The organism is Embleya sp. NPDC059237 (assembly GCF_042754105.1).
Classification (GTDB): Bacteria; Actinomycetota; Actinomycetes; order Streptomycetales; family Streptomycetaceae; genus Embleya.
This window is the reverse complement of record NZ_JBHZAE010000027.1, coordinates 84,071-103,357: the sequence shown is the minus strand read 5'-3', so window position 1 is coordinate 103,357 and position 19,287 is coordinate 84,071. Positions and strand designations below refer to the sequence as shown.

Here is a 19,287-nt window from a genome sequence, read left to right as displayed (position 1 = left end):
AAGGGGCCCTGCCCGGTGTGTGGTGCGGCGTATGCCGGGGCCGTCGTCACGTTCCCGACGCCGCGTACGGACGCGTGGTTCGCGTGGCTTCAGATGCCTCTGATGGCACCGCTCGAATGTCCGCAGGGACATACGGTGCGCAGGCTGATGACCCGCTCGTCGTCGCGATAGATGCCCGCGTACCGGATCGGGCTTTCGCACACCCTGCAGGTCACCTCGGGCAGTTCCCCGCGGGTCATGCCGATCCCCGCCACGAGTGTCCCGTTCCTCGTGGGCGGGTGTCAGTTCCAGGGATCGGCTTGGGGATCTTCTCCGAACATTTCGGCTGCGGTGATGTACAGGTCCATGCCGTAGTGCTGGTTGCTGTCCCATGTGGAGCCCCACAGGTCGGTCGCGGCCCGGGCCACGGCGCGGAAGGTGTACTCCTCGTCGACGCGCCACACACGCACCTGAGCGGCCATCTCGTGCGTCAACGTCGTCGGTTGCCCGGGTTCGTGAGTCGTGCCGCCGACGATGGGCACGCCGTGCGGAAGGCGGCCATCGGGTTTCGTACCGACCTTCCCGAGTACCGCGGGTGGGGCTCGTGCCGATGTCGCTTTCGCAGTCCATGCGGTGGAGCGTCGGACGTGGGGTGTGGGGGGCGGACGGACCGGGAGCAACCCACGGATCGGGAGGCGTGATGACGCGGAACGGTGGGCCGGGGACGATCGCGAAGCCTCGTGAGCGGCCGGGCCCGCAAGAGCGTGCGGAGTTCGAGGAGCAGCTCGCGAACCCCGCGGTGGCGCAGGTTCCGAAAAGGCCGCGCTCTGCGGCGCACCCATGCGAACTCCACCCTTGGGGCCGTCGAGGACCGGGAGATCGGAATCAGGGGATCGGAGCGTGTGTCCCTGCACGGCGCTGCCTCGAGTTGTCGGTGGCCGAATCCCTCGCGGCCGTGGCCGACCGGCTCGGTGCCACCCCCGGCGGCCGACTCGACGTAAGGCGGCAACTCGCGATCAGGCCTGCGCCTGCGACGCGGTGCGTGCCGGTGCCGTGGCCGGAAGAAGGACCTCTCCACCTGGGCACCCTCGCCGGCGCCGAGGCTGCCGCGCCGATCCGCGACGACCTCCTGGAAGCCGCGACCGGTTCGACCGATCACACCGTCCCGGGCGTGCGGTGGGCCGTCGCCCGCCGCGAGGCCGGTGCCGCCGGTGGACCCACGTTCGGCGATGTGCCGCAGTGTGGCGCCAGCCCGAGTGACGCGTCAGCCGCCGCCGGTACCCTTCCCGGGCCAGTGTGTGCAACCGGCTCGACAGCCCCAGGTGTCATCGTGAAGAGTTCGCACACCCGCCGGCATTCCGAGAGAGTGAGGAATCGGTCGTGACCAACCGCGCGGCGGACCCGAACGAGCAAGCCCGCGAATCGTGGGAGCGCGGACTGCGGCTCCTCGACTCCTCCGAGGAGGAGGAGTGCTTCCAGGGCGTCATGAACATCGTCCACGCCAGGGAGATGGATCCCGCGTTTCGACCGGATGCCGATGAGGTGCTTCGCGACTTCGCCGCGGGCCGTCGGCGGCGCCGGTTGCCCGATCGGCTCGCCTCGCAGTACGTGGCAAGGACCCCTTGGACGCCGACCGCGGCAACCCGGCGGTCGGGTTTTGGCGGACGTGCACCCTGCAGGAGAAGGCGATGGCCGGGGCAATGGCGTTCCTGGGCCTGATGATGATCGTGATCGGCGTCCAAGCCCTCCTGTGAAGCCCGCCTGCGCGTCGGTGAGGGTCGGATCCCGCTTCGCATGTCCCTTGGGTCGGCCTGGACCGCCTGCGGCCGACTTCCGGTCCGTTCCGACCTCGTCTTCGTCCGGTCCGGGCAGCGCGCTCGCGCGCCGCCCGAACCGGTACGGAGATTCTGCACGCGTGCTGTGTCAGGGCAGGGCCCAGGAACCGGTGTCGGGGTTGTCGAGCCATGCGCGTTGTTGTTCGGGGCCGATGGTCAGTCCCATCCGTGCGGGCTCCGGCCGTTCGTTGTCGACCCACCATTCCCGTGCTCGTTCCACTTCGTCCCAGAGGGAGCGTGGGCCGGCCTGCACGATGTCCGGGGCGGTCTCCTCGCCGAACGACGCAACGGCGACGGACCGGTCACGGGTCGAGTAGAGCCAGATCGATACCGAACCGTCCTCGCCGGGGGCGGTGTTCTGGACACAGTCCGGTACTCGCAGGCTGACGGCGAATGCTCCGTCTCCTGTGATCACCTCCTTGGCCTGGGTCAGTTGCAAGTCGCTCTCGGTCTCGTGTGCTGCTTCGTCCCAACCCGGCGGGGCGTACGCGGCGTGGCCGGGGAAGTCGAGTCGCTGGGCGCGCATCTTCATGAACGACAACCCGACGCCGAACCGGCCGAGAGCCGTTCCGTCCTCGTTCACCTCGAGTGTCAGGAGTCGGTCGTGCGGTGTGTAGTCCGTTCCCCACGGCATGACGATGCGGCCCCCCGGAGTGGTCTGGCGGATCCACTCGTGGGAGATCTGGCGGATGCCGCACGTGACGTGGACACCGTTGTACGGGGCCTTGTCGGGCCAGCCCTCGAAGCCGTCCGCACGGATGACCTCGACGTTGCGAACACCCGCGTTTTCCAGGTTCTCCCGTGGGGTCTCCGCGAGTTGCTCGTCCACTTCGATCGTGATCACGAAGCCCGACGGTCCGACGGCTTCGGCGATGCGGGCGGCCGTGTAGCCGGTGCCGGTCCCGACGTCCAGGTAGGTGGAGCTCGCGCGGGTGTCCGGCAGAAGAGCCGTGAGCATCGTTGCCACGGGCTTGGGCATGGAAGCCGAGGACGACGCCACGGCACCCGGCTCCGGCCCCGTGTGGGCCCCGTTGTCCCATTGCGTGACCACTGGCACGTCCGCGGAAACGGCCGCCTTCCACCCGTCCGGGTCCGTGGTCCGGTCGACGGCCGAGCCGTAGGTCTCCCGCGCGAACGGCCAGATCACATCGGGGATGAAATCCCGCCGATCGACGCCGGTCACGGCTTCTTGTGCTTCGGGTCGTTCGCGGGCGGCTGCTGCTGGTCCGGGTTCGGCGCGGGGGTGGGCGGCGGGTCCGTCTTCGGCGTCTTGTCCTTGTGCTCCTGCTCGGCCACGTCGTCCTCCTCGTAGGTGTCGCACCGGATGTTCCGGACGAAAACCTTCGGGCTCGATCCGATATTTTCGGGCGCGCGCCGGGAAGCCCGGCCGGCCGCCGACCCCGGAATTCAGTGTTCCGGATTCGTCAAATACTTTGCGAGATGGTGTCGATGATCGTTCCGTAGGTGACCTCGGAAAGCCGCTGACCGGCTTTGGAGGTGTGGAGGGTGCTTTCCCAGTTGTCGCCGATATCTGTCCACGGATAGGCGTCGGGCGCGTAGACGATCAAGCGCTTGGCGTTCATGTCCATGCACTCCTGGCCCTCCCAGAGGTCCGTCAGCGCGTCGAAGTCGGCGGGCATGCCCGCCGGGTAGACCGCGGGCTTGGCGTCGGCGTTCTTCTCCAGCGAATGCGCGCCGGCGTCGGTCCACAGCGCGATGACGTGCCGTCGTTTGCTCCCCGCCATGGTCCAACTCGAACGCATCGCCAGAACCAGGGCCTCGAGGCCGTTCTCGGGCGCGTCCCCGCCGCCGGTGGCCCCGCAGCCCGCCGACCAAGTCGATGTAGGCGCTCTCCTCGGCGGGCAGCTCCAGGAGCACGGACGCCTCCAGCGAGTCGACCCCGTCGGCACAGTAGTCCCGGAACGCCAGCACCCGGACCCGCAGGGTGTCGATTTCCTTGTTCTTCTCCCGCGTCGCCGCCGCCAGGTCGTCGTGGAAGTGCAGCGCATTTCCCTTGACCTCGTCAATAATGCTCTTCGTGCTCCCGGTCACATCGATGACAAGGGCGATGTCGACGGCATACGTGAAACCCTGCAGGTGCCCCCTGGGTTCCGACCTTCGCGAACAAGGGTTCATGATAGGACGATTCGCTATCCCCGGGAGTCGTTCGACGAATATCCCGGATCGGGCCCGACCGACGCGACGAATACGTATAGTTTGGCTGCGGCCGGGGACCGTGATGAATCCGACCGGTCATTTTCGATCGGGGGACGAGGTGCAACGGGATCCAACCGATGGTTCGGCTCGCGGACACCCGGCGGACGCCGCGACCGAAACCACCGGCGCGCCCTCGACGTCCCCGGACGGGTCGTGCGTTCCCGACCCCTACGCGAAGCGACCGGACTCCCACGGCGCGCCCGACCACGAACCGCACGTACCCGCCTGGCTGCGCGAGACCGGCACCGCACTGCTGACCAATCCGCAACTCCTGCTCTACGGGAACATCCGAGACAGCTACCTCGTCCCCGCCGGTTCGACCTGGCGGACACCCGATATCCGGGAAGCGGTCTGGTGGTTGCTCCGCCCACTCGGCTACGACTGTCTGCTGATTGTGGACCCGATCGACGGCCTCACCGCGCTGCCGAACGAGGACACGCCGCGCGAGTCGGTCGCCCGCCTTGCCGGCGGCTCGCTCGGCACCGGGCGCCCGCTCGGCCTGGAGACCCTGCTGCGCGTCCTGCGCGCGGTGGCGGGCAGTACGGACGCCCGGGTCGCGGTGATGGTCGACTACGCCTCCCGTCTCATCCGCGACGTACACCAACTCGGCCCGGAAGAGCACTACTTCTTCGCCGCGTGCGAGAAGCTCTCGCACACCGCCCGGGTGCTGCGCCTGCCCGCCGGGAACGACGCGACGCCGTTGTACAATCCGGTGATCTGGGTGACCAACCACGACCGCGACCTGCCGTCCTGGTTCACCGCCGACACCGCGGCGATCCGCCGGATCGCCATCCCCCTCCCGGATCTCGGCGATCGCAAGGTGGCCGCCGAACTGCTCGCCTCCGGGCTGGTGGACCCGGCGTCCTCCGGCGCGCAACGCGAGGAGGCCGCCTACCGGTTCGCCGAACAGACCCAGACCCTCACGCTGCGCAGCATGATGGAGATCGTCCGGCTGGCCCGCACGCAGAGCACGATCGTGCAGAGCATCGAGGACGCCACGCGGTGCTATCGCGTCGGCATCCTGGACAACCCGTGGAGCAAGCCCTTCCTGCGGGACCGGCTCGCCACCGCGACCCGGCGCCTGGAGACCCGGGTACGCGGGCAGGAGGAGGCCATCGGCCGGTCCCTGGACATCATCGTGCGATCCGTGATGGGCCTGTCCGGCGCCCAGACCTCCTCGGTGGCCGCCCGCCCGCGCGGCACCCTGTTCTTCGCCGGTCCCACCGGGGTCGGCAAGACGGAGCTGGCCAAGGCCCTGACCGAACTCATCTTCGGCGACGAGAGCGCCTACATCCGGTTCGACATGAGCGAGTTCGCCGCGGAGCACGCGGCCGAGCGGCTGATCGGCGCACCTCCGGGATACGTCGGACACGACGCGGGCGGGGAACTCACCAACGCCGTCCGGGAACGACCGTTCAGCCTGATCCTGTTCGACGAGATCGAGAAGGCGCATCCCAGGATCCTGGACAAGTTCCTGCAAATCCTCGACGACGGCCGGCTCACCGACGGAACCGGCTCCACGGTGTACTTCTCCGAGGCTGTCCTCGTCTTCACCTCCAACCTGGGCATGACCCGGCAGGACGAGCGGGGCAGGAGCGTGATCGTCGCCACGCCCGAGACCAGCCGCGACGAACTGGTGAGCGTGGTCACCTCGGGCATCCGACAACACATCACCGAGGTGCTGAACCGGCCGGAACTGCTGAACCGACTGGGTGACAACATCGTCGTCTTCAACTTCGTCGGCCGGGCCGCGGCGGAGGAGATCTTCGACCTCCAGGTGCGCCGCATCACCGACCTGGTCGAAAAGGAACTGCACGTCAGGGTGGAGATCGCCGCGGACGTCCGCGAGGTGCTGCGGGCCGTGGCCACGGCCGATCTGTCCCTGGGCGGGCGGGGGATCGGGTCGCTGCTCGAGACGGCCCTGGTCAATCCGCTGGCCCGGACGCTGTTCACACAGGGGGCGAACCCGGCCCCTCGGCAGACCGTCGTCGCCATCGCGTGCGACGACTCGAGATGGCGGGTGACACTGCGATGACCTCCGCGGACGACGAGGCCGCCGGCGCCGGCCGGGGCCCCTTCCGGGCGCGGCCGACCCGTGACGCCGCCGGACCCGGGTCGGCGGAGACCCGACGGGAGGGTCCGGCGCGGACGCGACGCGAGGCGCCGCCCCCGCCGCCCGACGTCGACGAGGACGAGGTACTGACGGTTCTGCCCAGGGTGTTGGCCGACCGGTTCACCCTCGTACGCGAACTGCCCCAGTTCGGCGGCGAGGCGCACCTCCTGGTCGTCCGGGCCGGGAACGGCGCCGAGTTCGTGCTGAAGATCTACCGCCGCCACGGCGAACAGGCATCCCGGGCCGTGTGGCGGGCGCTCGAAACGATCGACGCGGCGCACGTCGTGCGGATCCTGGAAACCGGACAGGCCGGCCGGCGCGACTTCGAACTGATGGAGTACGTGCGCGGCGGGAACCTGGCCGAACTCGTTGGCCGAGACGGCACCGGCGCGGATCCGCGCCTGGTGACCGAGGTCGTCGCCCAGATCGCCTCGGTGCTGACCCGACTGCACGCGGCGGGCATCGTGCACCAGGACTTGAAACCGGAAAACGTCCTGGTGCGCTCGGAACACCCCCTGGACCTGGCGCTGACCGACTTCGGGATCAGCCGGCTGCTCGAACACACCAGGGCCGCCGCCACCGGTTCGGGCACCCTCGCCTACCTGGCCCCCGAACTGCTCCTGCGCACCGGCGGCCACACCTCGCCGGGCCGCGACTGGTGGGCCCTGGGCATGATCGCCCGCGAACTCCTGATCGGACAGCGGCCCTTCGAGGACATGTTGGAGCCGGCACTCGACGCGGCGATCATGTTGCGCGGCATCGACCTGTCCGCCATCGGCTCGAACCGGATGCGCCTGCTGTGCACCGGCCTGCTGACCCGTGACCCGGACTCCCGCTGGGGCGCGGACGAGGTCGGGCGCTGGCTGGCGGGCGAGAGCCCCGCCGCGACCGATGCCCCACTCCACTCGCCGGCGCGGGCCCCCGGCGGTGTCGACGAGCCCCGCCGATCCCTGCTCTTCCGCTCGCGCCGATACACCGAAAGGCAGCCCTTCGCCGCCGCCCTGGCCGAGCAGGACGCCTGGGCCGCCGCTGCGAAGCGCTTCTTCACCTCGATGGGCACCGGCGAACATCCCTCGGCCGGCTGGCACAAACTGCGCCAATGGTTGTCCGGCTTCGACGAGCCGGGCACCGACGACGCGGAGGCACTCGAAGACCTGATGGACCATCAACTGGTGGACCCGGCGGCGAGCCCCGACGCCAGGATGATCCGACTCCTCCGCTGGCTCGCCCCCGACGGGCCGCCGATGTGCCGGGGCGTCCTGCTGGACACCGCCCGCCTCCTGCCGGTCGCCGAGCGGGCCCGGGGAGCCACCGACGCATCCGACCCGGACCTGTCGCTCGTCGACGCCCTGTGGCGCGAGCGTCTGCTGCCCGAACTCGCCCTGCTGCCCGCCGGCCGGGGACTGGAACGAGTCGACGCGGCCTGGCGGGCCTGCTGGGCGAGATACCGCGCGGCGGGACAGCGGTTCCGGGCCACGATGCCGGCGTCCTCGTTCGCCGTGGTGGACGCGGACGACGGCCCGCCCCAGGTCCTCGCCTCGCTGCTGTGCCTGGTGCTCGACCCCGACCGGGAGGGCGACGCGCTGCGCACCCGACTGCGACTCACCGAGCAGCAGGTCCGGGGCGTCGAGTGGTTCGGCCGGGCGAGCGCGTCCGCGGGCGGCGATCCGGCCGCCGTGGCCGCGCTGCTGCGCCAGGCCCCGGCGGCCGTGGCGGAGTCGGAGCGCACGCGGCGCGACGTCGCCGCGGCCCGGCGAGTCCGGGAGGGGCGACAGGAACGCTGGGACGAGCTGGAACGACAACGCACCTCGCCCCCGGCGGTCAACCGCGCCATGGGCAGCGCGGTGTGGCCGTTCGCCGGCTATGCGGCCGTGATGGCCTTCACCGCCGTGCTGAGCTCCGACGTCTTCCCGGAGTACTCCGGTGCGGCCATCGGCTATTGCGCCCTGGGGCTGCTGCTGCTGGTGGCGCAGCTCGCCGTCGAGTTGGGCCTCGCCCGCGAGATCGGCGCCGAATACGCGCGCGGCTACGGCTTGTTCAGCCGGGCCGGGGTCGGCCTGGCGGACCGCGGCCGGTCCATGGGCCGACCGGGCTGTCTGGGCACCATCGCCGGCATCTTCGCCTTCCTGTTCCTGTTGGCGATCCCGATCATCGTCTACGTCGCGCTGGCCGTACGGCACTTCCGCTCGGTCGCGGAACGGCGCCGGGAGTGGCGCGGGGACCACGAGGCGGCCCGCGCCCGAACGTTGGGATCCCCGTGAGCGGCGGCGCGGTCGTCTTCCTGGCGGCCCCGCTCGCCGTCGGTGCCGTCCTGGGGTCGGCCGCCGGCGCCGCGGTGTCGCTGGCCCTCGGTGCCGGCATGCAGGCGGTGGGAGCGTCCCTGGCGGCCCGACACGAGCGTTGGCGTGCGGAGCAGTGCACCGAGGCGGTGTGGGAGGAGGCTGCCGTCCGGGTCATCGCCTGCAACGTGCGTATCGAGATGACCCGATCAGCCCTGGCGGCCGGTGGGTCGCACGCCGACCCGGACCGCGTCGAGGACGCGGCGACCGGACCCCGGCTGCCCGACCCGCTCACCCTCGGCCGTCAGCCGGTCGCCGAACTGCACGCGTGGTGCGCCCGATCCGAGACGGTGCTCCGGGCGGCTGACGCACACCTGTCGTACGCGGCCCTGCGCCGCGCGGCGACGCCGACGACCGGCGAGCGAGCGGCCCGCGACACCGGCGAGGCCGCCCGTGTCTGGGCGGCGCGCCTCGCGAGCGGTACGGACGCCCACGAACCGGCCCGGGAGGTTCCGGCAGCCGTGCCGGAACCGGACACGGCGCGCGAGATCGCCGCGGCGGAACGGGTGTTCGCGCGCCTGGAGGCGGCCACCAGGGCCCCTGAACGGGTCGACCTGGCCACCGCGGCGGCCCGCGTCGCCGCGGCCCGTTCCACCATCGAGGCCCGCAATCGACTCGCCGACCTTCGGGCACGCGCGGACCGGGTGCGAGCGCTGAACCGACGACGCCTGGACGAGGCGCGCGAGGCCGCCACGTACCTCCAGGTGTTCGCACATCTGGACGACGAGACGTCGGCCCCGACGCGTGCCGCGCTGCGGGCCGTGGTGTCCGGCTCGGGTCCGCTCGACGCCGAGCTTCGCGCCGAGGCGCTCCGCTGGTGCGGGATCGTCCGCGAGGCCGTGGAACAGCGCTACGTCCGCGAGGTGCTCGTGGGCTCGCTCCACGACCTCGGCTACCGGGTGAGCGACGACCTGTCGACGCGGACCTCGAACGGGGGCCTGCTGACCGTATCCCGCCCCGATTGGCGCGAGCACGAGGTGCGGCTGATGCTGGACGACGCGGGGGAGGAGATGCGCGCCGTCGTCGTGCGCACCTCCGGTGACCGGAGCATGCAGGCACGACGTCAGGACGTGGACCGGGAAGAGGAATGGTGCGCGTCGCTGCGTGGCCTGGAGGGCCGACTCGCCGACCGGGGCGTGACGGTGAGCGTGTCGTCGCTGACCGAACCCGGCGCCCGGCCGACCCCCGTGTCGTCCCTGCGCGAACCGGATCGGGAAGCGCCTCGGCACGGCGACCGCCGCAGGTCCTCGCCGTGAGCGGGCCCGTGGCGGAAGACGAATCGGTGGGCCGGTTGAAACTGAACCGGGTGCACCATCCCGTGACGGTGCTCGGCCACGGGACCCGCGCCGGGATCTGGGTCCAGGGATGCGCGCTGGCCTGCGCCGGGTGCATGTCCCGGGACACCTGGGACGAGCGCCCGGAGTCGAGCGTCGCCGTCGCCGACGTGCTCTCCTGGGTCCGCGGACTTCCCGAACCGCTGCACGGCGTGACCGTCTCCGGCGGTGAGCCTCTCCAACAGCCGTCCGCCCTGGCCGAGTTGCTGGAGGGACTGCGGGAGATGTCGGCGGCGCGACAGGAGGAGTTCGACCTCCTGGTCTATTCCGGCCACCCGTGGTCCAAGCTGGCCGCCCGCGCCGCGTACCGGGCGGCACTGGCCGCCGCCGACGCGGTGGTGGCCGGACCGTACGTCGACCGGCGCAACACGGGGGTCGCCCTGCGCGGATCCGACAACCAGCGGGTCGTGCCGCTGACCCCCCTGGGCCGACGCCGATACGGCACCGATGCGTTGGCCTCGCACACCGGCCCCCGACTGCAAACCGGTGTCGACGGCGACGGCTCCGTGTGGATCGTCGGCATCCCGCGGCGGGCGGATCTGCGTCGCTGGGAGCAGTCGTTGCGGCGCGCGGGCGTGCGCTGGAGGGGAGCCTCATGGAACGACTGATCTGTGCCGGCTGCGAGAGCTTCGTGGGCGTGGACGAGGTGACCTGCCCGAAGTGCTCGACCATCCTCTTCGGTTCGGGAGCCACCCGCACCGTCGAGTGGACCGCCGACGAAGCCGCGCAGACCCCGCCGCGGCCCGACATGGTCGACTCCTCGGTCCCCGCTCCCGACGCCGGCCCGGAGTGCTCGCGCTGCCCGGATTGTTCGGCCCCCGTCTCGGTCGGCGATCTCGTCTGCCTCGCGTGTGTCCGAGAACTCCCGCCTCTCGAGCCGAACCGACCCGCGCGAGTCGCCCCGACCCCGAAGGTCACCGTGCGGGAGTACACGTCGACGGAACTGCGGCTGAGCTTCGACACCGGAGACGTCCTCCTCGGGGACGGCGAAGAGGTCGTGCTGGGCCGCGACCCCGCGTCCTCTCCTGTAGCGGAGCGATTCACGGCCTACGACAACGTCTCCCGCAAACACGCCACCGTGGGTCTGCCCAGAGACGGTGCACCGTGGATTCGCGACGAGGGCTCCACGAATGGGACGTACGTCGACGAGTCACGGCTCGCGGTCGGTGAGAAGCGCAGGTTGCGCGACGGCTGCGCGGTGCGACTTGCCTCCGATGTGATCGCCCGGGTGCGTTACTTCGGGGGATCGGCCGAGCGTGTTGTCCTGTAGCACCGCGACGGGGGCGGAGAACGTCCTGCGGCCGCGCGGTGCCTGACCCATGTACGTGCTCGGATACCACAGTGAAGGCGCGGGCCCGAGCGCGAGCGTCAAGACTGTAGGGGATCCCGACGCGCGAAGTCCCCTCCCGTAGAAGGGAACTTCGCAGTGGGCGTGGCCGTTGGATACGGCGGCAGCGGGGCGTGTGGTCAGGCGTCCGGCCGTTGATCGGGCGGAAGCCCATCCGATACCGGCGGCGGCGAGCAGGGACCATGCCGGCGCGGAGTTCGGCATGCCATTTCAGGCTTCGGGGCCTTTCTGGAGGTGGTCAGCGATGGCGAGAGCGATCGAGTCGGTGATCGAGTCGGGTTGCCATGCCCACTGTCCGTTGGGGTTACACTCAAGGAAATACCAGTCACCAGCGCCTGTGACGGCGAAATCGAACGCACCGAAGGTGAGTCGGTAGGTAGCGAGATAGGCGGAGACTGAGCGCGCGATTCGGGCAGGGACGTCGATCGGGGTGCACTCCATGAGGGATTGGCGCCGGCGCCAGTCGAGGTCGGGGCTGTCGATTCGGACCGCGAACAGGCGGTTTCCAACTGCCGTGACCCGGACGTCGAATGCCTTCTCGACCTCGACTTGGAACAGGTGGGGGCAGGCGGCCACCGCAGAAGTGATCTCGTGCGCACGCACCTCTCGCACCCACACCTGTTGCGCTCGGCCGTCAACCTTGTACGGGGTGTTCCATAACGGCTTGTAGACCACTTTGCCGGTCTGATGGGCAACGAACTCCCGTGCGTTGTCCGGGTCATTGGTGATCAACGTATTGGGGACCGGGAAGCCGCTGCGCTGTGCGGTGGCGAGTTGGGCCGGCTTGTATTCCGCTGCCCGGTTGTTCCACGGGTGGTTCACGTAGTGGGCTCCCGGGAGCGATGCCAGGATGCCGCCGACGCCCCACAGGGCTTGTGATCCGGCGAACCGGCGGTCTTGTTCATTCAGTTCGCTTGGGCCCTGGAAGGGCGAGGGACGGCGGGTCCAGACGGAGCGCACTCCGGTGAGGTCGAGTTCTCGGCTCGGGGTGCGCAACGTGCCGCGCTGATCGCCTGTGCAATACGTGGCGGTCAGCGCGGCACCCGCATGCAGGTCGACGCCGGGGTCCAGACGGACCACCGGGACCCGGCGTTCCGCGAGGATGCGCAGGACCAGGTCGGCGGTCACGTCATGACGGCTGGTCAGTACCAGCGCCGACCCACTCGGGTCTGTCATCACCAGGCGCTGGGGTCCTGATCCGAGTCCGAGTCCGAGTCCGAGTTGTTGTCGGAATCGTAGCTGTCGGGACCACTGGTGCTCGTGGAGTTCTGAGTGCTGCTGTTGGTGCTCGTGGAGTTCGAGGGACTGCTGATGGTCAGGTGGTTGCCCAGCTCGACCGTACGGCCGTACTCGTCGATGATCACGGCGATCTGGGTCTCGGGGTCGACCACCGGGGTGAGCAGGGGAACCCGGTCGGTCTCGGCGTACGGCGCCATGCGGGTGGTGCCCCAGGGGGCGCCGTGGTCTCGCGTTTCCATCGTTCGACTCCTTTGTTTCTACTTCCGACCGTTCGTATAGGTGACACGTATTGCTACTTTTGGGTAGTTCCTAGCTCGCGCCGCTGCACTGGTAGACGATCCATCGGCCGCCGCCCGCACGGGAGATGGCGTTGTTCGTGGCTTCGATCGGTGTGTCGCCACGGCCGCCCCAGTACTTGTTGGTGACGGGGTTGTACGCGACGGCGCCGCAGGCGTTGACGAAGACGATGAGGACTTGGCAGTCGGAGCGGGGGCACGCGGACAACGCTGCCCGGGAGGCGGCGTTCGCCGAGGCGGAGTTCCAGGCTCTGCCGGTGCTGCCGTCTCGGCCCGTTGCCAGGGCTCCGTAGTACATCGGAGGCGGTGGCGGAGGCGGGGGTGGCGGAGGTGGGGGTGAGGGTGGTGGTGGCAGGAGCGGTTCCGGTTCGATGGTGGTCCGGACCGGTTCCGGTTCCGGTTCGATGACGGTCCGAGCCGGGGCGGGGTCGTCGTGGGATGGAGGGACGGCGGGTGCGACGGGTGCGGGGGCGGTGTAGGTGGGAGCGGCGGGTCGAGGGGTGAAGTAGGGGGAGGCGTACGAGTCGTTCGCGGGAGTGCTCTTCGTGTCGTCCGAGTGCTCGTTGGCGACGGCGACGGCGAGCCCGATGGCTGCCACGAGCACGACGACCCCGGCGAGAGTGCCACGGCCGCGGTGGTTGTGCGGGGGCTCGGGCCGGGGGTCCGGCCCGGGGGGCTCGGGACCGACGTTTCGGTTGATGGGGATTGGGTCAGGCATCCGAACGCTTCCGGGTCTCGGCGTAGCGGGCGGCAGGTGGCGCGGGCACGGCGCCCGCACTGTGGAGGGGCGAGAGGTCGGCCAGCGCGGTGACCCCGTCGACCCCGCATGTCGGGCAGGTCTCGGTGGGTTCGACGCCGACGGGGGCGAGGGACGGAGAGAGGAGGTCGTACAGGGTGATCGCGGGGACCGAGCCGCCGCTCGGAGCCGGGAGGGCACCGGAGAGCAGTTGCACCGCCTGTGCCACCAGCAGCGAGGCGACGACTCCGTTCAGGAATACAACCGAAGGCGCCGGATCCCGGGTGCCGTATCCGTGTGCGATCTCCCGGGACCGGACGTGTGGCGGCGCGAGATCGAAGGCCGCCCGGCGGGCGTCGATGAACCCCCGGCACTCCAGGCAGCCGATGCCGGGCAGGACCGCTTGCACCTGCCCCCCGACATGGGTGACCCGGTTTGTGTCGTCGATGCGGGCTCCGGTTCCGGCGTCCAGGTAGGGGATGACGTACTGCACGGCAAGCTGGTTCAGGACCAGTCGGGCGCCGTGGTTGTCGACGCAGCCCAGGAGGAGGTCGGCCGCGCGGACCCGATCCAGTGCCTGGCCGCCCAGGATCGGGCCGCGCACCGCGTCCACGGTGGTCGTCGGGGCGACGGCCCGTGCCAGATCGGCGTACACGTCGACCTTGGCTCGGCCCGTGTCCGCCTCGGTTGCCCCCAACAGCCGGTTGAGGTTGGACCGTTCGACGGTGTCCGGGTCGACCAGGACCAGTCCGCCGATCCCGAGGTGCGCGCACTCCAGGGCGGTGAACGAGCCCAGTCCGCCGAGTCCGACGATCGCGACGGTCGCCTCCGCCAGCGCCGCCTGGGTCTCCCGTCCGAGCAGCGGGAGTTGGCGGTCGTGGCGGTCGTCGGTGGCGGCGCCGGCGGTGTCGTCCGTGCGGCGTCGGGGCCGCGGGAACCTACGGACCGCGGTCCGCCCGACATCCGCCATGCCCGTCGGTTCGATCCGCGTCAGCCGCGGGGCGCCTCCTCGAACGCCGAGGATGGACACCCGGTGGACGGGCCGGATGCTCGCCGAGTCCCGGTCGTAGTAGTGGGCGTCCAGACTGGACCGGCCGAAGACCATCGTCGCGTGCAGGGCGTGCTCCGGCAACAACCGCGCCACGCGGGGCATCTTCGCCCGGTCGCAGGTCAGGTCGACGGCGCTGAAGGTGGTCCCGGGACCCCGGCTGAAGGGGTGGGAGTGCGCCTCGATCAGGCTCCATCCCTCCTGCCGGCAGCGGGTGAGAGCCGCCGCGACGAACTCCGCGTTCGGGGCGATCGCCGCCGGCGAACGGTGTTCCAGATCCTGCGGCCGGGCCGGGATCGTCTCGCGGACGGTCAACCGCACACCCTCGGGCGAACGGGCGGGCGCGGCCAGGACGAAGGCGAGTTGTTCGTCGGCGCCAAGGGCCCCCGGATTCGGCGGGGCCTCGAGCAGATGCCCGTGGAGCAGTTCCCACTGCGGGCTCGGGAAGACGATTTCCACGTTCACCGGTCACCTCCGGCAAGCCGCTCGCGGTCGCGGAAGACGGCCGTGATCAGGTCGAGGTAGGAAAGGAGGTTGTGGCCCTCGCGCAGACGCAGACCGCTCGAGGGATGCCACGACCTGGCGTGGATACAGAAGTGGCCCCACCCCTTGTCGAGATGACTGCGGTCGACCAGGCCGGAGGCGGCGCCCGAGGTGAAGAAGTGCCGTACCGATCGGCCGTCCGCCGTCCGGAGATCGCGATCGGTCCAGAACCACTGTGGGGCCACCGACGGATAGCCGGGGTTGCCGTGCGGGATGTCGATGAGGATCTCGACCCGCGGCCGGTTCCAGCCGGCCGGCACCGGGAAGTTGCCGATGTGCACCCAACTGGCGTCCTGGCGGTCGAAACCGACCTCCCGGTAGCGCTGGGCAAGCAGTTGTACCTCGGCCTGGAGCCGGCTCCGGCGCCGGCCGGCCGCACTCGGGTCAGCGGCCATACTCGTAGCGGGGCACGACGGTTACGTCGGTCACCCCGGTCGGCAAGGGCTCCCGGTCGGGCAGTCGCTTGACCCGGCCGTCCGGCATGGTCACCATCACCCAGTCGTCACCCGGGTTGCCGGTGGCCCGCTTGACGTCCGCCGCGACCGGACGTTCCTCGGCCAGATCGACCACCTCACCGTTGATCACGTACCTTCCCATCCCTGCCTCCTCGCTCTCGCTCGTCGAAAACCACCTCCTCCAGTGCAGCAGAGGGGCCGGGCGCGGACGGGGCGCGATCGGGGCGACTTCCGGGCGAGACCGGTTCGTTGCCCTGGGTCAGGGTCCGTACCAGCAGGCCGGCCGGTACCGGATGACGCACGATCAGATGCACCGCGAGATCGGTACCGCGGCACAATGCCGCGTCGACCGCCGCCCAGACCGCGTGGATGCTCTGCCGGTACGTCAGCCCGCCCCGGCCCGAGCCGAGGAGCGGCAGGCAGACCGAACGCAGCGGCGGATCGAAGGCGCCTCCCTCCTCGGCCAGCAGCGCCAGCGATCCGGCCACGGCCCGGGTGACGTCGGCCGGCAACACGTCGTAGTCGTTGGTCCCGGCCCGGGGGACGGCCACCGCGGCGTGGTAGAGCCGGCGTACGCCCTGCCCCGCCAGCGCGCCGGAGCCGGTGGCCGCCACTGTCCCCGGCAGCACGGGCCGGCCCGACGTGCGGTGCCGCACGGTCCAGTCGCACAGTTCCCGGTGGACCGGGTCGGCGAGCAATTCCCCGGTCAGGCTCCGGAACGCCGCCGCCCGCCGCAACGACGCGGAGACCGACGACTTGTACGCCTCAGGCAGCGCAAGGTGGGTATTGGACGGAACGACGATCACGTCCACATCGCGAAGCAGATCCGCGGGGTGGATGTGCAGGGTGACGGAGACGGTGCGGTCGCCCACCGGGACGGCGAGGACGCGGTGGGTCCGCGTCGAGCCCTCGATCGGCGGTGCCTCGCCCACCAGTCGGCCGATCTGCTCGGCGATCTGGCCCAGCACCACCACCTCCTGGTGCTTGCGGAACCGCTCCACGCTGACGCCGTACACGCCCGCGGCGCGCCCGCGGCGATCGGCGCCGGGCCAGTCCCGGGTGCCCTGGGTGAACCCCAACGTGTACTCGGCCGCCTCCCGCAGGCTGCCGGCGTCCAGTCGGGACACCGCCAGGCGCAGCAGTCGCTCGATCGCGAGGACCGGCGGCTCGTTCGTGGCCGATCCCTCGCCGACGACGGCCGCCGCCGCGGTGAGCGCGGGCAGGCGAAGTCCGCGCAGGCGCACCATCCCGGCCCGGCGCACCTCCCGCAGATCATGGATGACTGACGTGTGGTCGAACGCATCGGACGCCATGCTTCAAAGGGTGCATCGTCGAAGAGGCCGTCACAAGAACCTCGGAGTGCCCCGTCAGGCGTCATCCACCACTGCGGCCCGCAACGGGGCAAGCAATCGGTTGGCCTCGGCGATCCCGGCGGGGGACCCGAGGCCGCCGATCGTCTGCGCGGGATCCGGCTTCAGCGGTTCGTCGCCGCAGCGGTCGCCGAACAGAACCACCGCGTGTCGCGGTCGGTGCCGCCTGGACTGCCACAACAATCCCTGCGCCCCGGGTACTTGGCGACGCAGTTCGCTGGCCCAGCGTCGGGTCTGCGCGTACCCGGCGCCCTCCGCCTCGAGGAGCCAGGAGTCCTGGCAGGCCGCCGCCAAATCCTCCTCGGAGACCAGTCGGATGAGCGTCAACTCGACCCCGGTGCGCAGCCGGCTCAACGAACGGCCCGCCACCCAGGCACGCGGCACCAGTCGGCAGCCCGACCCGGTGTCGAAGTCCAGCGAGCGCAGCAGGACCTCGGCGAGCGCCGTGGCCGGTTCCGCGCCCGCGTACAGGAAGGGATAGGGGTCCTCGGGCGTGCCGTCGAAGCGGTTGCCGCCGAAGTGCGAGTCGGCGGCGACCGGGTTGAACTCCTCGGCCGGCCGGCTGCCCTTGTGGCATCGCCAGAGTTCGGAACCGACGGGCAGGATGCAGAGATTGGGTGCCATCCGGTACGCGGCCGGTGGGAAGCGGTCGGGCATCAGTCGCCCTCCAGCATCGCCGACGCGGCGCCGACCAGCAGATCGTCGGGCAGGTGTCCGAGCAGTGCCGCCGGCCGGCCGCCGAGCCAGAGGTTGCCGCTCAGCCACCAGTCGGCCGCGCCCCAGGGGTCCTCGTCCGCGAGCAGCAGGTGGTTGACCGTGCGCACCACCGGGATCGGCCCGCCGTGCTCGCCGGTGAACTGGAACGCGGGATAGCGGGGTCCGCGTACCGGATCGTCGAGGTGGATCAGCCCGTCGGCGTCGCCCACGCCGCGCTCCCGTACCTCCTCGGGCGAGAACGACGGTTCCGCCAACAGCCGTTCGCGTACCGCCGCGAGGATGTCCGCGGGCTCCGCAGTGTCTGCGGGCGGGTCGGGATCGGTGAGTCGGGCGTGGAGTCGCCGCGCCTGTTCGGTCAGGCCCGATGCCACCCACACGGGCCCGGCCAGGCGTGTTCCGTCCACCGCGGAACGCACGGGGTGGCCCGGCGGCAGGGCCAGCAGAGCAAGCCGCACACCCTGCACGGCCCGGCGGATCGCCCGGTCCTCCGCGGGGGTGGCGGCCAGCGCTTCGAGTCGGGCGAGGAGCAGTTCCCGCTCCTCGTCGTCGAGCATGGCACGGATGTCCGGCCAGTGTGATGCGATCAGGGTGAGGAGTTCCTCGGGATTCATCGGGTTGCGCCCTCCAGAGGTGTGTCGTCGGGTGCGGGGCCGGGATGTCCCTGGTGGATGAAGGCGGCCCAGAGTGCCGGGCGGTGCAGACCGGGCAGTTCGGCATCGCGTGCCAGTGCTCCGCGCACGCTGCTCGGTACTCGGCGTCCCGGGTCCAACATCCACAACTGCGCCGCACAGAGGGCGTGTGCTGGATCGAGGCCCTCGACGGCCACGAAGTGGTGGAAGACCGCCATCATCAACGCCGAGGCCCCGTCGGCCGTCGTCCGCCGCGAGCCCACCACGTTCCGCGCGCCCCGCGCCACGAAAGCCGTCGCCAACGTCAGCGCCTCGTCGTGATCGCGGGTGCTCAGGTCCGTTTCACACGCGCTCAGTACGACCAGCGGGCCGTTGTCGCACTGAGCGATGTCTTCGCCCGAGCGGTCGAGCAGGTGCATCACGGTCAGCATGCCCGCGCCCGGAAGAGCCCCGGGGCCACCCGACTCGGCGGGCCACGACTCGGAGTCGTCGGGGAAGGCCAGGCTGAGCGCCGAGGCGGTCGGACGCGGCCCCGCCGATCCGTGCGAGGCCACATGCAGCAGCGACAGCGGCCGATCGTTCGCGGTCGACAGGAGCGCCAGCAGATCGGCCGGCGTTCCGAGGGACTCGGGTGGTTCCGGCGGCTGGTAGAACTCGCCGAACATCCGCGCCTGCGGATAGAAACCGGCGCGCAGCGCACCGATCTCCCGTTCCGCATGGGTCAGTTCCATGCGCGGATCCGCCACCAGCACCGGCGCAGAGTCGACCGGGAGCGGGTCGCGCGCCACGGTCAGGAGCAGTTGACCGCCGGAGGCCGCGTAGCTCACCACCATGTCCCGGCAGACGTAGTGGTAGGCGTCGCCTTCGCGCACTCGCGCCGCGTGCCAGGGCACGACGCCAAGATTTCCGCAGGGCACCAGCACGACACGGGGCGGGTCGGCCGGGTGGTCGGTACGGGCGGCGCGGAGTTCCCCGACCAAGTCCCGAATGTGGACCATCACTCCCGACCCGGCCCAGTCGCAGAGGTCTTCGAGGGCTGATTCCCAGGTGCGTTCGGCTGTTTCACCTCCGTCCCGCGAACGAGTCGAG

19 protein-coding genes are annotated in these 19,287 nt (G+C 70.7%); 6 read left to right on the top strand and 13 right to left on the bottom strand.

The window, feature by feature from the left end:
* Positions 1-281: 281 nt before the first annotated feature.
* Entirely contained in the window at positions 282-461 is a 180-nt protein-coding gene (locus ACFXKZ_RS48195; protein WP_380013345.1) for a hypothetical protein, read from the bottom strand.
* A 1,140-nt stretch (positions 462-1,601) separates the two neighbouring features.
* On the opposite strand from ACFXKZ_RS48195, the gene ACFXKZ_RS48190 reads away from it, so the two are divergent.
* On the top strand, positions 1,602-1,733 hold the full coding sequence (locus ACFXKZ_RS48190; RefSeq protein WP_380013342.1) for a hypothetical protein: 132 nt from the start codon (positions 1,602-1,604) through the stop codon (positions 1,731-1,733).
* A 169-nt stretch (positions 1,734-1,902) separates the two neighbouring features.
* Here ACFXKZ_RS48190 and ACFXKZ_RS48185 read toward each other — a convergent pair whose 3' ends face one another.
* Both ACFXKZ_RS48185 and ACFXKZ_RS48180 read right to left on the bottom strand, forming a co-directional pair.
* Positions 1,903-2,997, bottom strand: a complete 1,095-nt coding sequence (locus tag ACFXKZ_RS48185; RefSeq protein WP_380013339.1) for a methyltransferase domain-containing protein — start codon at positions 2,995-2,997, stop codon at positions 1,903-1,905.
* Between the two features lie 241 nt (positions 2,998-3,238).
* The gene (locus ACFXKZ_RS48180) at positions 3,239-3,577 is read right to left on the bottom strand and encodes a hypothetical protein (protein WP_380013336.1); all 339 of its coding nucleotides are present in this window, start codon (positions 3,575-3,577) and stop codon (positions 3,239-3,241) included.
* 512 nt (positions 3,578-4,089) lie between these two features.
* Between ACFXKZ_RS48180 and ACFXKZ_RS48175 the strand changes: the two genes are divergently transcribed.
* Genes ACFXKZ_RS48175 through ACFXKZ_RS48155 form a run of 5 tightly spaced genes read left to right on the top strand, consistent with a single transcriptional unit; the run spans position 4,090 to position 11,087 of the window.
* Positions 4,090-6,066 (top strand): AAA family ATPase, encoded by a 1,977-nt coding sequence (locus ACFXKZ_RS48175; RefSeq protein ID WP_380013333.1) that lies wholly within the window; start codon positions 4,090-4,092, stop codon positions 6,064-6,066.
* Complete coding sequence (locus ACFXKZ_RS48170; RefSeq protein ID WP_380013330.1) at positions 6,063-8,405, top strand: serine/threonine-protein kinase; 2,343 nt, start codon at positions 6,063-6,065, stop codon at positions 8,403-8,405. Before ACFXKZ_RS48175 ends, ACFXKZ_RS48170 begins: the two co-directional genes overlap by 4 nt.
* Entirely contained in the window at positions 8,402-9,739 is a 1,338-nt protein-coding gene (locus tag ACFXKZ_RS48165; RefSeq protein ID WP_380013327.1) for a hypothetical protein, read from the top strand. Before ACFXKZ_RS48170 ends, ACFXKZ_RS48165 begins: the two co-directional genes overlap by 4 nt.
* On the top strand, positions 9,736-10,425 hold the full coding sequence (locus ACFXKZ_RS48160) for a 4Fe-4S cluster-binding domain-containing protein (RefSeq protein ID WP_380013324.1): 690 nt from the start codon (positions 9,736-9,738) through the stop codon (positions 10,423-10,425). The genes ACFXKZ_RS48165 and ACFXKZ_RS48160 overlap by 4 nt, the downstream gene beginning before the upstream one ends.
* Complete coding sequence (locus ACFXKZ_RS48155) at positions 10,413-11,087, top strand: FHA domain-containing protein (protein WP_380013321.1); 675 nt, start codon at positions 10,413-10,415, stop codon at positions 11,085-11,087. Before ACFXKZ_RS48160 ends, ACFXKZ_RS48155 begins: the two co-directional genes overlap by 13 nt.
* A gap of 288 nt (positions 11,088-11,375) precedes the next feature.
* On the opposite strand, the gene tgmB is transcribed toward ACFXKZ_RS48155, so the two are convergent.
* The 10 genes from tgmB to ACFXKZ_RS48105 form a co-directional block, all read right to left on the bottom strand.
* Entirely contained in the window at positions 11,376-12,341 is a 966-nt protein-coding gene (gene tgmB, locus ACFXKZ_RS48150) for an ATP-grasp ribosomal peptide maturase (RefSeq protein ID WP_380013396.1), read from the bottom strand.
* Positions 12,341-12,643 carry a putative ATP-grasp-modified RiPP gene (tgmA, locus tag ACFXKZ_RS48145; RefSeq protein ID WP_380013318.1) on the bottom strand — a complete coding sequence of 101 codons (303 nt, stop codon included), beginning with the start codon at positions 12,641-12,643 and terminating at the stop codon, positions 12,341-12,343. Before tgmA ends, tgmB begins: the two co-directional genes overlap by 1 nt.
* Positions 12,644-12,713: 70 nt before the next feature.
* Positions 12,714-13,304 carry a DUF4189 domain-containing protein gene (locus ACFXKZ_RS48140; RefSeq protein ID WP_380013315.1) on the bottom strand — a complete coding sequence of 197 codons (591 nt, stop codon included), beginning with the start codon at positions 13,302-13,304 and terminating at the stop codon, positions 12,714-12,716.
* A gap of 106 nt (positions 13,305-13,410) precedes the next feature.
* Positions 13,411-14,949 carry a HesA/MoeB/ThiF family protein gene (locus ACFXKZ_RS48135; protein WP_380013312.1) on the bottom strand — a complete coding sequence of 513 codons (1,539 nt, stop codon included), beginning with the start codon at positions 14,947-14,949 and terminating at the stop codon, positions 13,411-13,413.
* Positions 14,946-15,422, bottom strand: a complete 477-nt coding sequence (locus ACFXKZ_RS48130; RefSeq protein WP_380013310.1) for an E2/UBC family protein — start codon at positions 15,420-15,422, stop codon at positions 14,946-14,948. The genes ACFXKZ_RS48135 and ACFXKZ_RS48130 overlap by 4 nt, the downstream gene beginning before the upstream one ends.
* A complete protein-coding gene (locus ACFXKZ_RS48125; protein WP_380013307.1) occupies positions 15,412-15,624 on the bottom strand; it encodes a hypothetical protein in 213 nt (70 codons plus the stop codon). The genes ACFXKZ_RS48130 and ACFXKZ_RS48125 overlap by 11 nt, the downstream gene beginning before the upstream one ends.
* The gene (locus ACFXKZ_RS48120) at positions 15,599-16,795 is read right to left on the bottom strand and encodes a hypothetical protein (RefSeq protein WP_380013304.1); all 1,197 of its coding nucleotides are present in this window, start codon (positions 16,793-16,795) and stop codon (positions 15,599-15,601) included. Before ACFXKZ_RS48120 ends, ACFXKZ_RS48125 begins: the two co-directional genes overlap by 26 nt.
* A gap of 54 nt (positions 16,796-16,849) precedes the next feature.
* The gene (locus tag ACFXKZ_RS48115) at positions 16,850-17,509 is read right to left on the bottom strand and encodes an RES family NAD+ phosphorylase (protein ID WP_380013301.1); all 660 of its coding nucleotides are present in this window, start codon (positions 17,507-17,509) and stop codon (positions 16,850-16,852) included.
* Positions 17,509-18,180 (bottom strand): hypothetical protein, encoded by a 672-nt coding sequence (locus ACFXKZ_RS48110; protein WP_380013298.1) that lies wholly within the window; start codon positions 18,178-18,180, stop codon positions 17,509-17,511. Before ACFXKZ_RS48110 ends, ACFXKZ_RS48115 begins: the two co-directional genes overlap by 1 nt.
* Positions 18,177-19,178: a CHAT domain-containing protein gene (locus ACFXKZ_RS48105; RefSeq protein ID WP_380013295.1), complete on the bottom strand. Its 1,002-nt coding sequence runs from the start codon at positions 19,176-19,178 to the stop codon at positions 18,177-18,179. Before ACFXKZ_RS48105 ends, ACFXKZ_RS48110 begins: the two co-directional genes overlap by 4 nt.
* Positions 19,179-19,287: the final 109 nt, after the last annotated feature.

Bases quoted from the DNA above. Each gene is read 5' to 3' on its own strand.
- ACFXKZ_RS48195 (WP_380013345.1), bottom strand. From the start codon at position 461: ATGGCCGCTCAGGTGCGTGTGTGGCGCGTCGACGAGGAGTACACCTTC.
- ACFXKZ_RS48180 (WP_380013336.1), bottom strand. From the start codon at position 3,577: ATGCGTTCGAGTTGGACCATGGCGGGGAGCAAACGACGGCACGTCATC.
- ACFXKZ_RS48170 (WP_380013330.1), top strand. From the start codon at position 6,063: ATGACCTCCGCGGACGACGAGGCCGCCGGCGCCGGCCGGGGCCCCTTC.
- ACFXKZ_RS48155 (WP_380013321.1), top strand. From the start codon at position 10,413: ATGGAACGACTGATCTGTGCCGGCTGCGAGAGCTTCGTGGGCGTGGAC.
- tgmB (WP_380013396.1), bottom strand. From the start codon at position 12,341: ATGACAGACCCGAGTGGGTCGGCGCTGGTACTGACCAGCCGTCATGAC.
- tgmA (WP_380013318.1), bottom strand. From the start codon at position 12,643: ATGGAAACGCGAGACCACGGCGCCCCCTGGGGCACCACCCGCATGGCG.
- ACFXKZ_RS48130 (WP_380013310.1), bottom strand. From the start codon at position 15,422: ATGGCCGCTGACCCGAGTGCGGCCGGCCGGCGCCGGAGCCGGCTCCAG.
- ACFXKZ_RS48125 (WP_380013307.1), bottom strand. From the start codon at position 15,624: ATGGGAAGGTACGTGATCAACGGTGAGGTGGTCGATCTGGCCGAGGAA.
- ACFXKZ_RS48120 (WP_380013304.1), bottom strand. From the start codon at position 16,795: ATGGCGTCCGATGCGTTCGACCACACGTCAGTCATCCATGATCTGCGG.
- ACFXKZ_RS48115 (WP_380013301.1), bottom strand. From the start codon at position 17,509: ATGCCCGACCGCTTCCCACCGGCCGCGTACCGGATGGCACCCAATCTC.
- ACFXKZ_RS48110 (WP_380013298.1), bottom strand. From the start codon at position 18,180: ATGAATCCCGAGGAACTCCTCACCCTGATCGCATCACACTGGCCGGAC.